The organism is Ideonella sp. A 288, assembly GCF_002198735.1.
In the GTDB taxonomy this organism is placed as follows: domain Bacteria; phylum Pseudomonadota; class Gammaproteobacteria; order Burkholderiales; family Burkholderiaceae_C; genus Pseudaquabacterium.
In genome coordinates this window covers 1-12,363 of the sequence record NZ_MWLO01000042.1, presented here as the reverse complement: position 1 = coordinate 12,363, position 12,363 = coordinate 1, and the positions used below count along the sequence as shown (strand labels likewise).

The window sequence follows — 12,363 nt, the reverse complement described above, 5'->3', positions numbered from 1 at the left end:
CCCCGACCATGCCCCCACGACACCGCCTTCTCCCCCTGGGCCTGGCCGCCCTCGCGCTGGCCGCGCCGGCCGCCCGCGCCGACGAGGTCACCGTGGCCGTGGCCGCCAACTTCGCCGGCCCGCTGGGCAAGCTGGGCGAAGGCTTCACCGCCGCCACCGGCCACACGCTGAAGGTCTCGGCCGGCGCCACCGGCAAGTTCTACAGCCAGATCATCGCCGGCGCGCCGTTCGAGGTGCTGATCGCCGCCGACGACGAGACGCCGAAGAAGCTCGTCGCCGAAGGCCACGCCGTGGCCGGCACGCCCTTCACCTACGCCATCGGCCGGCTGGTGCTGTGGAGCGCGCAGCCGGGCTTCGTGGACGCGCAGGGTGCGGTGCTGGCCTCGGGCAGGTTCGCCCACCTGGCCCTGGCCAACCCCAAGGTGGCGCCCTACGGCGCCGCGGCACTGCAGGTGCTGAAGGCGCGCGGCCTCACCGAGGCCGTGACGCCAAGGCTGGTGACGGCCGAGAGCATCGCGCAGGCCTACCAGTTCGTGCACACCGGCAATGCCGAGCTGGGGTTCGTGGCGCTGTCGCAGGTGGTCATCCCGGGCAAGCCGGTGGTCGGCTCCTACTGGCAGGTGCCCGCCTCGCTGCATGGCGAGATCCGCCAGGACGCCGTGCTGCTGAAGGCCGGCGAAAAGAAGCCCGCGGCGATCGCACTGCTGGCCTACCTGAAGACCGACGCGGCCAAGGCCGTGATCCGGGCCCATGGCTATGGGCACTGACCGCATGACGACGCGAGAGGCCCACCGATGACCCCCGCCGACTGGACGGCCGTGCGCCTGACGGCGGAACTGGCCGCGCTGACCACCGTGCTGCTGCTGCTGGTGGGCACGCCGCTGGCCTGGTGGCTGGCGCGCACGCGCTCGGCGATCAAGCCGGTGGCGGCCGCGCTGGTGGCCATGCCGCTGGTGCTGCCGCCCACCGTGCTGGGCTTCTACCTGCTGCTGCTGATGGGGCCGCAGGGGCCGGTGGGGCAGCTCACGCAGTCGCTCGGCCTGGGGCGGCTGCCCTTCACCTTCGGGGGGCTGGTGGTGGCCTCGGTGCTGTACTCGATGCCCTTCGTGGTGCAGCCGCTGCAGCAGGCCTTCGAGGCCATCCCCGAGCGCACGCTCGAGGCCGCGGCCACGCTGCGCGCCGGCCCCTGGGACCGCTTCTTCACCGTGGCGCTGCCGCTGGCCCGGCCCGGGCTGGTGACAGCCTCGGTGCTGGGCTTCGCCCACACGGTGGGCGAGTTCGGCGTGGTGCTGATGATCGGCGGCAACATCCCGGGCAGCACGCGGGTGCTGTCGGTGGCCATCTACGACCATGTGGAGGCCACCGAGTTTGCCGACGCGCACCGGCTGGCCGCGGGCATGGTGGTGTTCGCGCTGGTGGTGCTGGTGACGCTGTACGTCGTCAACCGGCCGCCGCGCGAAGCCGCCGGGGGCACGCCGTGATCGAGGCCCGGCTGCGCCTGGCACGGCGCGACTTTGCGCTGGACGTGTCGCTGGCCCTGCCGGAGAAGGGCGTCACCGCGCTGTTCGGTCCCTCGGGCTGCGGCAAGACCAGCGTGCTGCGCGCCCTGGCCGGGCTGGACCGCGCGGCCGGCCGCGTGGCGCTGGGCGACGCGGTGTGGCAGGACGATGCCACCGGCACCTTCGTGCCCACGCACCGCCGCCCGCTGGGCTACGTGATCCAGGAGGCGGCGCTCTTTCCGCACCTCGACGTGCGGCGCAACCTGGACTACGGGCTGAAGCGCAGCGCCGCCGAAGGGCAGCGCGGCACGCAGGAACAGGCGCTGGCGCAGGCGGTGGACCTGCTGGGCATCGGCGGTCTGATGGCGCGCTGGCCGGCCACGCTGTCGGGCGGCGAGCGCCAGCGCGTGGCCATTGCCCGCGCCCTGGCCACCGGGCCGCGCCTGCTGCTGATGGACGAGCCGCTGGCCGCGCTGGACGCCGCCCGCAAGGCCGAGATCCTGCCCTACCTCGAGCGGCTGCACCGCGAGCTGGCGCTGCCGATCGTCTATGTCACCCACTCGATGGACGAGGTGGCGCGGCTGGCCGACCACCTGGTGATGCTGCAGGCCGGCCGCGTGCAGGCCGCCGGCCCGCTGGCCGAACTGCTGGCCCGCCCCGACCTGCCGCTGGCGCGCCAGGACGAGGCCGGCGTCGTCATCGACGCCACCGTGGTCGAGCACGACCGCGGCTACGGCCTGTCGCGCATCGGCTTTCCCGGTGGCACGCTGTGGCTGGGCGAAACCGCCGCGGCGCCGGGCGAGCGCGTGCGCGCCCGGGTGCTGGCGCGCGATGTGAGCGTGGCCCGGCAGGCGCCAACCGAAAGCAGCGTGATCAACGTGCTGCCGGTGGTGCTGGACAGCCTGCAGGCCGATCGCAGCACCGCGCTGCTGCGGCTGGCCGTTGGCGTGTCGGGCGCACAGGACGCGGGTCGGGCCCGGGTGTGGCTGCTGGCCCGCATCACCCGCCGCAGCTGCGAGGCGCTGGCCCTGCAGCCGGGCGACGCTTTGTATGCCCAGATCAAGGGCGTGGCGCTGATGTAGCGCGACAGTGTGCAAAGGCCCGCACGTCGCCTGCCCCCCGAGGAGCAGACCGGCGTCGGCCCCGCGGCCGCACCGCCGCCCGCCACCCGGAGACACCGCATGGAACGCCTGGACGACGACGAACTGAACCGCTGGCTGCACGAGGACGCCCCCTTCGGCGACCTGACCACCCGCTCGCTGGGCATCGGCGCCCGCGCCGGGCAATTGCGCATCCACGCCCGCGGCGTGATGCGCGTGGCCGCCATCGAGGAGGCCGCCCGCCTGTTCGAGCTGTGCGGCGCCACGGCGCACGTGGAGCTGCCCAGTGGCCGCGACGCCGGCCCCGGCGAGGTGCTGCTGCGCGCCAGGGGACAGGCCGGTTCGCTGATCGAGGCCTGGAAGGTGGCGCAGACCACCGTCGAAGCGGCCAGCGGCCTGGCCACCGAGGCGGCGCACATCCTGCGGCCGCTGCGCGCCGCCGGCTTCGGCCTGGCGCTGGCCTGCACGCGCAAGAACTGGCCCGGCGGCCGTGGGCTGGCCGCCCGCGCGGTGTGGGCCGGCGGCGCGGTGATGCACCGGCTGGGCCTGTCCGAAACCCTGCTGGTGTTCCCCGAGCACCGGCGCTTCATCGACCCGGCCGACCTGCCGGCGGCGCTGACGGCGCTGCGCCAGGGCCAGCCCGAGAAGCGGCTGGTGGTGGAGACCGCCGACGCCGACGAGGCCGTGGCGCTGGCCCGCCTGGGCGTCGACGTGATCCAGCTGGAGCGCTTCACGCCCGAGGCCCTGGCCGCGTTGCGTGAGCGCTTGCTCACGCTGAACCTGCGGCCGATGCTGGCCCCGGCCGGCGGCGTGACCGCCGACAACGCGCTGGCCTACGCCCGTGCGGGGGCCGATCTGCTGGTCAGCTCGGCGCCGTACTTCGCGCCGCCGAAGGACGTGTTGGTGGTGATCGAGCCGGTGGCCTGACGCCCGGCAGGCGCCGGCCGCCCCGCCGTGGGGCGGCCCGCCCGGTGCAATGGCCGGGGTTCGATCAAGGTCGAGCGGCAGGCCCGCCGCTATGCTGCGGGCCCGGTCCTTGCAAGTGCCAGGCCCGAACGCCACAACCTCCCAGGACGACCATGACCGCAACCATCCCCGCCACGCTGATCCCCGGAGACGGCATCGGCCCCGAGATCGTCGACGCCACGCTGGCCGCCCTCGACGCGCTGAAGGCACCGTTCGAATGGGACCGGCAGATCGCCGGCCTGGGCGGCGTGCAGGCCTGCGGCGACCCGCTGCCGCCGGCCACGCTGGACAGCATCCGCCGCACCCGGCTGGCGCTGAAGGGCCCGCTCGAGACGCCGTCGGGCGGCGGCTACCGCAGTTCCAACGTGCGGCTGCGCGAGGAGTTCCAGCTCTACGCCAACCTGCGCCCGGCGCTGACCATCGTGCCCGGCGGCCGCTTCGACAAGATCGACCTGGTGGTGGTGCGCGAGAACCTCGAAGGCCTGTACATCGGCCACGAGCACTACGTGAAGATCGACGACGACCCGCACGCCGTGGCCATGGCCACCGGCATCAACACCCGCGCCGGCAGCCGCCGGCTGCTCGAATACGCGTTCGAGCATGCGGTGACCACCGGGCGCAAGAAGGTCACCATCGTGCACAAGGCCAACATCATGAAGGCGCTCACGGGCATCTTCCTGGAGACCGGCCTGGAGCTCTACGAGCGCAAGTACAAGGGCAAGTTCATCCTCGACACGGTGATCATCGACGCCTGCGCGATGAAGCTGGTGCTCAACCCCTGGCAGTTCGACGTGCTGGTGACCACCAACCTGTTCGGCGACATCCTGTCCGACCTGGTGGCCGGCCTGGTGGGCGGCCTGGGCATGGCGCCGGGCGCCAACATCGGCGCCGACGCGGCCATCTTCGAGGCCGTGCATGGCTCGGCCCCCGACATCGCCGGCCAGGGCAAGGCCAACCCGGTGGCGCTGATGCTGGCCGCCGCGATGATGCTGGACCACTGCAAGATGGCGGACCAAGCCAAGCGCCTGCGCCTGGCCATCGACGCCACGCTCAACATCGACTGCGTGCGCACCGGTGATCTGGGCGGCTCGGCCAGCACCGAGGCCTTCACCAAGGCGCTGGTCAGCCGCATTGCCAACGGCTGAGGCCGGCGTCGGGCCGGCCCGCCCTCAGTTGCCCACCTGCATCGTGGCGGTGGCGGCGTTGTCGGTTTCGTCGGATTCGTCGACCTGCAAGGACGCATCGGCCGTCGCCGTGAGGCGATAGCGACCGTTGAGCAGCCGAGGCGGCAGCACGACACGCACGGTCTCGGCGAACTCCGCCCCGGCGGCCAAGGCCGGCGCTGCACGGCAGGCCAGGTTCCTGGGGCGCAACGACGGCATCGACGACAGCCCATAAGACAGGCAGGTGGTCGAAGGCTCCGCAGCCAGCGTGCCGCGGTTGGTCACCGTGTAGGCCAACGCCACTGGCCGGCCCGCCGTCACCCGGCGCGGCACCGTGAAGCGGCTGACCACCAGGTTGGCGCGCGCGCCAGTGAACTGGGCCTGCACGGTGCAGTCGCCGGTGATCGGCGCCGTGGTGAACACCGCACCGACCAGCGTGCCGCCGCAGCCCGAGGCACTGGCGGCATAGCCCGGGTCGGCTGCCAGTGTGAAGCGCAGCACCGACTGATGGGCTGCCGGCTGCTGGCCCAGAGGCGTGATCCGGCCGTGCGTGCTGCTTTCAGACCTCACCACCCAGAAGCCGGCGGGCTGCGGCATGGCATGGCCGGTGGTCGTGTGGTCACCGAGCTGGCCGGCATCGTTCTGGCCCCAGGCCCACAGCGCGCCGTCGGCGTCGATCGCCAGCGTGTGCGCGAAGCCCGCCGCCACCGCCACCCAGCGCTTGCCACCGCCCACCGGCGTGGGCAACGGCCGGTCGGTGGTGCTGCCGTCGCCGAGCTGGCCTTGCGTGTTGCGACCCCAGGTCCACAGCGAGCCGTCGGTCTTGATGGCGGCCGAATGCGCCGCGCCTGCGGCGATCTCCTGCCAGGAGTCCTGGGCGAATGCGGGTTGGCCCGGGGTGGCCGGCACGCGCGTGGGCAGCCACAGATCCTGCGTGCTGCCCATGCCGAGCTGCCCGTTGGCGTTGTAGCCCCAGGTCCAGAGCTTGGACGATCCCTCCAATGCCAGCACATGGCCATCGCCGATCGCCAGCCGGGTGAAGCCGGGTTGCAGGATCGTTCGCGGGATGGCGCTGTCGACACGGTCACCCACGCCCAGCTGGCCGGCACCGTTCTGGCCCCAGCTGAAGCTTTGCCAGGCGCTCGTTGGCGACTGGAGAGCCGACTCGACGGACACGATCGAGACGCCGTGGCTGGCCGCCAGTGCCCCGATGCCGAACAGGGTGGGAACCACCTGCGGCGACGCGCGGTCGACCTTGCCGCCATCGCCCAGCTGGCCGTCGTTGTTGGCACCCCATGCCCACAGGGTGAGGCTCTCGCCGAAGTAGGGGCGGGTGATCTGTTCGCGGCGGACGCCCAGCGAATGGGTCGGGCCGGCCGCGAACGCCACCCAGTCGGCCCAGCCGCCCACCCGCACGGGCACCGGCCGGTCGGTTGTGCCGCCGTCGCCCAGACGGCCCGCCGCACCATTGCCCCACGCCCACAGCGTGCCGTCCTGCTTCATGGCCAGCGCATGCTCGCGGCCGGCCGAGATGGCCTGCCAGTCGTTGCCGCCCACCTTCTGCGGCGTGCCGGTGCCGAGGGTGCCGCCGTTGCCGAGCTGCCCGCGCTGGCCCGCCCCCCAGGTCCACAAGGAGCCATCGGTGCGCAGGCCCATCGAGAAGGCGTTGCCGGCCGACACCGCCAGCCATTGCGGCAGCGGCATCGGAGAGTAGCTGAGGTTGTCGAACAGGCCCCAGGCGGCGGTACTGTCGCGGGTGACGTAGCTGGACAGCACCACGTACTGGATGTCGGCCTGCGGCCGCGTCAGGGCCAGCGGCCGCCAGTCGGTGGCGCCGTCCGGGTACTCCACGGTGGCCAGCAACTGGTTGGCGCTGCCGAAGGCCTGCATGAAGGGCTTGTTCATCGACGCCGCGCTGCCCGGCTTGTAGCGCAAGGCCTGGATGCTGACCTGGCTGACCGGCGAGAGGAAATGCACGGTCAGGTAGCCGTCGCGCTCGTTGATCGCCGGCCAGGCGCTGCTGCCATCCTTCGGCGTCACCGTCAGCACCTGCGGCGCGGGCTGCGCCGGGCCACCCTTCGCACCGGGGTTGGCCACCTCGGCCACGTTGCTGCAATGGCCGATGCTGCCCTTCAGGCATCCCAGCACCACGCCCTTTGGTCGGTAGGTGACGTTGGCCTGCGTTCCCGCGGGCACCTCGTCGAAGGTGATTGACGGCACCTGTGCCGACACCGGCGCCGGGCTCACCGCCAGCGCAGCCCCCGAGATCGCACCCCACCACCACGGCGATGCGGCGGCCCGCCCGTCTTGGACATTGCTTTTGGATGTCATCACTGCTCCTGATCGACCTGTCATCGAGACCATGCTCGATCCGGTCGACCAGCGCCGATTGAGTGCCCTCAACGCCGGCAGGCGGCCCGTGGGCGCGGGCTGCGCCAGATCATGGCGCGGTGCGGTCAGTCGCCTTCGGCCAGCCCGGCCGGCCACAGCCGCGTGGCCGCCTCGAAGATCGATGCCCCCGCCAGCGCTGCGCTCCGCCGCGCCAGCCGCACCCAGGCCAGCGTGTCGTGCGGGGTGCCCGGCACGCGGTCGGCCGACCGCTCGGCCTCCAGCCAGGCCTGCAGGCGCGGGTAGTGCTGCGGGTGGCGCCGCTGCACCCAGGCCAGGCCGACGAGATCGCCGTAGCCCTCTTCGCGACGCTCGGCGGCCCAGTCGGCCCGCGGCTCGCCCGCATCGCCGGCCGACGCGGCGCCTGCCGCGGCCCCGCGGGCGGCAAAACCCGACGGCGCGCGCAGCCAGGCGCCGTCGAGGTGGCGGCGGCAGTGGCCCAGTTCGTGCGCGGCCATCAGTTCGAGGGTGGCGTCCAGCAGGTCGGGCGCGATGCGGTCCAGCGTGGCCTGCGCTTCGGGGTTGCCGCGCATCGACAGCACCAGCTTGCACCGACCGTCGAGGAAGGCCATGGCCAGCGGCGGCGTGCCCGGCGTGGGCTGGGGTTGCACGACGATGTCCAGCGGCAGGCGGGTCTCGCGGGCCCAGGTGATCACCGGCCAGGCGCCCTGCAGCCAGCGCGTCTCGGTGGCGGTCAGGTCGGCGGCCGAAGCCGACACAGGCAGAAACACCGCCAAGGCGGCGAGGCCGAAGAATGTCCGCATGCCATGGCTCCCGTTGGACGCATCTTCGGCATGCCGGGCCCGTTCGTGGAGCCCGCCGCGTCGCAAGGGGCGCTCGGCGTGTCATCCGGCGCGGTCGCAATCGACACGGGCGTCCGTTTCAACCGGCGCCGCAGGTGTCAGGGCGAGCCAGCGCACAGACGGGCGCGGTCCGCCGGCCTAGAACCATCCATCACTCACAAGGAGCACTTCATGAACACACGTTCGATCGCATCCATCGCCCTGGCCGTGGCGGCACTGTCGCTGGGCGCTTGCGGCAACATGTCCCAGCGCGACCGCAACACCGCCACCGGCGCCGTCGTTGGCGGCGTGGCCGGTTCCATCCTCACCGGCGGCAGCACCGCCGGCACCGTGGGCGGTGCCGTGGTGGGCGGCGTGATCGGCGACCGCGTCGACCGCGACAAGAAGAAGTAAGACCCCAGCCTGAGCAGATCCGGCTTCGCCGGGCTGTTCAACCCCCTCGGGGGGCTGAGGGCCTCTGGCCTGTGGCGGACGACGCGTTCCGTCGGCCCAAGGGCCCGTTCACCGCGGCGGACGCCACGGCGCCGCCGCGTCGCCGCACCAGGCCACCAGCGCCTGCAGCACCGCCTGCACGGCGCGGTTGGCGGCGGCCACGCCGCCGGGGGCGTCGTCGCTGGGCGCGGGTTCGGTGACGTCGAACTCACGCCAGGCCAGCACACGCCGCGTGGCCTGGTCGACCAGGGTGGCGCGCAAGGTCAGCCGGATCTGGCTGGGCCCCGCGCCGAAGACCTGTGTCAACTGCACCACTTCGGTATCGAGGCGTAGATCGCCCGAGGCCGGCGTGGGGGCCGACACCACATGGCCGAAGCCGCCGCTGCGCTGCAGCGCCGACACCAGCAGGGGCGCCAGCATGCGCGCCGGCGCGTCCACCCATTCGCTGTGCGCGTAGGTTTCCAGCCGGTGCGCCGCGCGCTGGTAGACGATGCGCGAGCTGTCGAAGCCGGCGGCGGCGTGCGGCCGGTCGACCACCAGCGTGGCGGCGGTGCGCGCGGTCAACGCAGCGGCGCCGGCCGACAGTGCCGGGGCGCTGTCGAGCGCGTAGAACGCGGGAGGCGCCGGCGGCGGCTTCGGCAGCATGCCGGCACAGCCGGTGGCCAGGGCCGCCACCAGCAGTGCCAGCCAGGGTGCAGGGATACGACGCGGCAGCGGGGCATTCATCGCGGGGGGGTTCCGGTGGAGGATTCGCCGGGCCCGTCGGGCACCGGGCTGCGGCCGAACAGCAGGCTGGACGGCTGGCGTTCGGTCTGCTCGGACAGGCGGCGCATCGACGCCGACAGCACGCTCAGTTCGCCCAGCAGGCGCTGCAGCTCGGGCAGGGTCTCGGCCGACACGCGCTGCACGTCGGCGCCCACCTCGGCCACGGTGCGACCGGCGGCGCGGCTGGCCGCGGCGGCGTCCTCGCCCAGGGTCTCCACCGCGGCCGCGCTGCGGCCCACGCGCTCGACCACGGGCCCGAGTTGCGCACTGACGCGCTCGGCGTGCTCGAAGGTGCGCGCGGCGCTGCCGATGCCGGCGGCGATGGCCTCCTTGCGGCCGGCCACGGTGCGCGACACCGCGGCGATGTCGGCCAGCGCGCTCTTGAACGCGGTGCGATTCTCGACGCTGAGCAGCTCGTCGATGGTGGTCGAGGTGCGGTCCAGCTTGGCCAGCACGTCGGTTAGCACGTTTTCCAGCCGGGCGCTCAGCGAGGGGTTGGTGCGGATCACCGGGTAGGGCGGCGTGGCGCTGGGCACCAGGAACTCGGCCGAGCGCGTGCCGCCACCCAGCTCGACATAGGCGATGCCGGTGAGGCCCTGGGTCTTGAGCACCGCCACCGTGTCGGCCTTGATCGGCGTGCCGCGCTCGATGGCGAAGACCAGCTGCACGCGCTCGGGGTTGGTGGGGTCGAGGTTGATGCTCTGCACCTTGCCGACGTCCACGCCGTTGAGCTTGACCGGCGCATTGACGTTGAGCCCGGCCACCGACTCGTCCTCGATCGCCAGGTAGCGGTCGAAGCTCTTGGCGAAGGCGCCGCCCGAGGCCAGCCACAGCACCACGGCGATGATCACCGCGCCCAGCGCCAGCACGAAGGCGCCGACCAGCGTGAGGTTCACCTTGGTTTCGATGGCGGCTCTCCGGTGGGTGGCGCCGGTGGTGCGGCCTGTGCGGCCGGTGGTGCGGCCTGTGCGGCCTGCGTGGCCTGCCGTGCCGATGGCTCCGCCGGCTGAACTGCCGGCTGCACTGCGGGTTGTTGCGCCTGCTGCTGCGCCGTCCTGCCGCGCGGGCCGTCGAAGAAGGCGCGCACCGCGGGTGCCTCGTGGTGCGACAGCTCGGCCATCGACCCGATGGCCACCACGCGCCCGTCGGCCAACACTGCCACGCGGTCGGCCACCTGCCACAGCAGGTCGAGGTCGTGCGTGATCATCACGATGGTCAGGCCGAACAGCGTGCGCAGCTCGCGCACCAGCGTGTCCACACCGGCTGCGCTGACCGGGTCGAGCCCCGCGGTGGGCTCGTCGAGGAACAGCAGTTCGGGGTCGAGCGCCAGCGCGCGCGCCAGCGACGCGCGCTTCATCATGCCGCCGCTCAGCTCGGGCGGGTACTGCGCGCCGACCTCGGGCGCCAGGCCGGTCATCGCCAGCTTCCAGTCGGCGATCTCGTCGATCAGCGCGCCGGACAGGCCGGTGTGCTCGCGCAGCGGCAGGCCGATGTTCTCCTTGACGGTGAGCGCGCCGAACAGGCCGCCGTGCTGGAACATCACGCCCCAGCGCTGGCGCAGGGCCTGGGCCGCTTCGGCATCGAGCGTGGCCAGGTCGTTGCCCAGCACATGCACCGAGCCCGAGTCGGGCTGGTGCAGCAGCACCATCTCGCGCAGCAGCGTGGACTTGCCCGAACCGCTGCCGCCGATCAGCGCGAACACCTCGGCCCGCTGCACCGCCAGGTCGATGTCGGTGTGCACCACGTGGCTGCCGAAGCGCGTGCCGACGTGGCGCAGCTCGATGACGGGTGGCGAGTCGGCCATGGCGCGGGTGCCTACAGGTCCAGCGCGCTGAAGAACACCGAGAACAGCGCGTCGACGACGATCACGCCGAAGATCGACTGCACCACGGCGCGGGTGGTCTGGCGGCCGACGCTGTCGGCGCCGCCGCGGGTGCGGAAGCCCTGGAAGCAGCCCAGGCCGGCGATGATCAGCGCGAACACCGGCGCCTTGCCGATGCCCAGCAGGAAGGCGGTGGGGCTGACGGCCTTGACGAAGCGGTCGAGGAACTCGCCGTAGGTCACACCCAGCTGCGCCCGCGCCATCACCATGCCGCCGAGCACGCCCAGCACGTCGGCGAACACCGTGAGCAGCGGCAGCGCGATCATCAGCGCCACCAGCTTGGGCAGCACCAGCAACTCGATCGGCGCGATGCCCAGCGTGCGCATCGCATCGACCTCTTCGGTGACCTGCATCGTGCCGATCTGCGCCGCATAGGCCGAGCCCGAGCGGCCGGCGATGACGATGGCCGTCATCAGCGGCGCAAACTCGCGCAGCATCGACAGCCCGACCAGGTCGGCGACGAAGATGTTGGCACCGTACTGCCGCAGCTGGTCGGCGCCCTGGTAGGCGATGACCACGCCCAGCGGAAACGACAGCGCGCCGACGATGGGCAGTGCGTCGATGCCGGCGCTGCGGATGTTGAACAGGATCGGCCGCCAGCGGATGCGCGCCGGGTGCGCCACGCAACCCGCCGCCGACACCGCGCATTCGCCGACGAAGGCCAGCATCGCCGCGCCCTGCTCGACGGCCGCCACCGCGCTGCGGCCGATGCGCTGCAGCATGCCGGGCTCGGCCGGCAGCGCCGGCGCGGGATGGGCCACCTGCTCGGCCCGGCGGGCCTCGACGCGCTGCAACACGGCCGCGAAGTCGGCGTGCAGGCCCTGCAGGTCCACCGCCGCCCCGCCGTCGCGCAGGCGCGCCAGCAGCCGCTGCAGCAGCCAGGCGCCGGCCGAATCCAGGGCCGCGATGCCGGCCGCGTCGACCCGCACCGCCGCGCCGGACGGCACGCGCAACGCGGCGATCTGCGCCTCGACGGCGCCGGCCGCGCGGGCGGTCCAGTGCCCCGTCAGTTCGATCGCCTGCGGCGTCGGCTGAACGATGGCTGCAGGGTCCACCGGGGTCGGCTTCATGGGTGTCGGTCAGGCTAGCCAGGGCCTCGTGCCGGGTCTGTGCGCAAGCGAACCCACGGCCACCCTCGGCCATGCCGCGGGCCTTGCCATGCCTCAATCGGCACTGGAGGGCCCGGCCGGACAATTTCAGGGCGCCCACGGTCCCGGGGCCCCGGGCACCGGTCGGTGCAGTCCACAGGCCGCCACCATGACCGCATCCCGTGCTCCCCGCGATGTCACGCCCCCGCCGCCCCCGCTGGCGGCCGAGGCGTGCAGCAGGCGGTCGAGGCGCTGCGTGGGGGTCTCGTCCGCCAGC

At 73.0% G+C, this 12,363-nt stretch carries 12 protein-coding genes; 6 read left to right on the top strand and 6 right to left on the bottom strand.

What is annotated here, in order from left to right; all coding sequences use genetic code 11:
• Window positions 1-8: 8 nt before the first annotated feature.
• From modA to EOINJALH_RS02095, 5 genes are all read left to right on the top strand, one after another.
• Window positions 9-767, top strand: a complete 759-nt coding sequence (modA, locus tag EOINJALH_RS02115; protein WP_088278662.1) for a molybdate ABC transporter substrate-binding protein — start codon at window positions 9-11, stop codon at window positions 765-767.
• A 27-nt stretch (window positions 768-794) separates the two neighbouring features.
• Window positions 795-1,481, top strand: coding sequence for a molybdate ABC transporter permease subunit (gene modB / locus EOINJALH_RS02110; RefSeq protein WP_088278661.1), 687 nt, complete (start codon window positions 795-797; stop codon window positions 1,479-1,481).
• Window positions 1,478-2,581, top strand: coding sequence for a molybdenum ABC transporter ATP-binding protein (gene modC / locus EOINJALH_RS02105; RefSeq protein ID WP_088278660.1), 1,104 nt, complete (start codon window positions 1,478-1,480; stop codon window positions 2,579-2,581). The genes modB and modC overlap by 4 nt, the downstream gene beginning before the upstream one ends.
• A 99-nt stretch (window positions 2,582-2,680) precedes the next feature.
• On the top strand, window positions 2,681-3,526 hold the full coding sequence (gene modD / locus EOINJALH_RS02100) for a ModD protein (protein WP_088278659.1): 846 nt from the start codon (window positions 2,681-2,683) through the stop codon (window positions 3,524-3,526).
• 152 nt (window positions 3,527-3,678) lie between these two features.
• Window positions 3,679-4,710, top strand: coding sequence for an isocitrate/isopropylmalate dehydrogenase family protein (locus tag EOINJALH_RS02095; RefSeq protein WP_088278658.1), 1,032 nt, complete (start codon window positions 3,679-3,681; stop codon window positions 4,708-4,710).
• 24 nt (window positions 4,711-4,734) lie between these two features.
• Here EOINJALH_RS02095 and EOINJALH_RS02090 read toward each other — a convergent pair whose 3' ends face one another.
• Together EOINJALH_RS02090 and EOINJALH_RS30980 are read right to left on the bottom strand one after the other, a co-directional pair.
• Window positions 4,735-7,059, bottom strand: a complete 2,325-nt coding sequence (locus EOINJALH_RS02090) for a CARDB domain-containing protein (protein WP_158219617.1) — start codon at window positions 7,057-7,059, stop codon at window positions 4,735-4,737.
• A gap of 125 nt (window positions 7,060-7,184) precedes the next feature.
• On the bottom strand, window positions 7,185-7,880 hold the full coding sequence (locus tag EOINJALH_RS30980; RefSeq protein WP_144289816.1) for a hypothetical protein: 696 nt from the start codon (window positions 7,878-7,880) through the stop codon (window positions 7,185-7,187).
• Between the two features lie 210 nt (window positions 7,881-8,090).
• Here EOINJALH_RS30980 and EOINJALH_RS02085 point away from each other — a divergent pair, with 210 nt between their 5' ends.
• The gene (locus tag EOINJALH_RS02085; RefSeq protein WP_088278656.1) at window positions 8,091-8,312 is read left to right on the top strand and encodes a glycine zipper 2TM domain-containing protein; all 222 of its coding nucleotides are present in this window, start codon (window positions 8,091-8,093) and stop codon (window positions 8,310-8,312) included.
• A gap of 108 nt (window positions 8,313-8,420) precedes the next feature.
• Here the strand turns inward: EOINJALH_RS02085 and EOINJALH_RS02080 are convergent, their stop codons facing one another.
• The 4 genes from EOINJALH_RS02080 to EOINJALH_RS02065 are packed head-to-tail and all read right to left on the bottom strand — an operon-like array spanning window position 8,421 to window position 12,068.
• Entirely contained in the window at window positions 8,421-9,077 is a 657-nt protein-coding gene (locus EOINJALH_RS02080) for an ABC-type transport auxiliary lipoprotein family protein (RefSeq protein WP_088278655.1), read from the bottom strand.
• Complete coding sequence (locus EOINJALH_RS02075; protein WP_199873124.1) at window positions 9,074-10,012, bottom strand: MlaD family protein; 939 nt, start codon at window positions 10,010-10,012, stop codon at window positions 9,074-9,076. The genes EOINJALH_RS02080 and EOINJALH_RS02075 overlap by 4 nt, the downstream gene beginning before the upstream one ends.
• Window positions 10,009-10,920 (bottom strand): ABC transporter ATP-binding protein, encoded by a 912-nt coding sequence (locus EOINJALH_RS02070; RefSeq protein ID WP_088278654.1) that lies wholly within the window; start codon window positions 10,918-10,920, stop codon window positions 10,009-10,011. The genes EOINJALH_RS02075 and EOINJALH_RS02070 overlap by 4 nt, the downstream gene beginning before the upstream one ends.
• 11 nt (window positions 10,921-10,931) lie before the next feature.
• Complete coding sequence (locus EOINJALH_RS02065) at window positions 10,932-12,068, bottom strand: MlaE family lipid ABC transporter permease subunit (protein ID WP_088278653.1); 1,137 nt, start codon at window positions 12,066-12,068, stop codon at window positions 10,932-10,934.
• Window positions 12,069-12,363: the final 295 nt, after the last annotated feature.

Excerpts from the sequence above, each read along its gene's own strand:
- modA (WP_088278662.1), top strand. The coding sequence starts at position 9 with ATGCCCCCACGACACCGCCTTCTCCCCCTGGGCCTGGCCGCCCTCGCG.
- modB (WP_088278661.1), top strand. The coding sequence starts at position 795 with ATGACCCCCGCCGACTGGACGGCCGTGCGCCTGACGGCGGAACTGGCC.
- modD (WP_088278659.1), top strand. The coding sequence starts at position 2,681 with ATGGAACGCCTGGACGACGACGAACTGAACCGCTGGCTGCACGAGGAC.
- EOINJALH_RS02095 (WP_088278658.1), top strand. The coding sequence starts at position 3,679 with ATGACCGCAACCATCCCCGCCACGCTGATCCCCGGAGACGGCATCGGC.
- EOINJALH_RS02090 (WP_158219617.1), bottom strand. The coding sequence starts at position 7,059 with ATGACATCCAAAAGCAATGTCCAAGACGGGCGGGCCGCCGCATCGCCG.
- EOINJALH_RS30980 (WP_144289816.1), bottom strand. The coding sequence starts at position 7,880 with ATGCGGACATTCTTCGGCCTCGCCGCCTTGGCGGTGTTTCTGCCTGTG.
- EOINJALH_RS02085 (WP_088278656.1), top strand. The coding sequence starts at position 8,091 with ATGAACACACGTTCGATCGCATCCATCGCCCTGGCCGTGGCGGCACTG.
- EOINJALH_RS02080 (WP_088278655.1), bottom strand. The coding sequence starts at position 9,077 with ATGAATGCCCCGCTGCCGCGTCGTATCCCTGCACCCTGGCTGGCACTG.
- EOINJALH_RS02070 (WP_088278654.1), bottom strand. The coding sequence starts at position 10,920 with ATGGCCGACTCGCCACCCGTCATCGAGCTGCGCCACGTCGGCACGCGC.
- EOINJALH_RS02065 (WP_088278653.1), bottom strand. The coding sequence starts at position 12,068 with ATGAAGCCGACCCCGGTGGACCCTGCAGCCATCGTTCAGCCGACGCCG.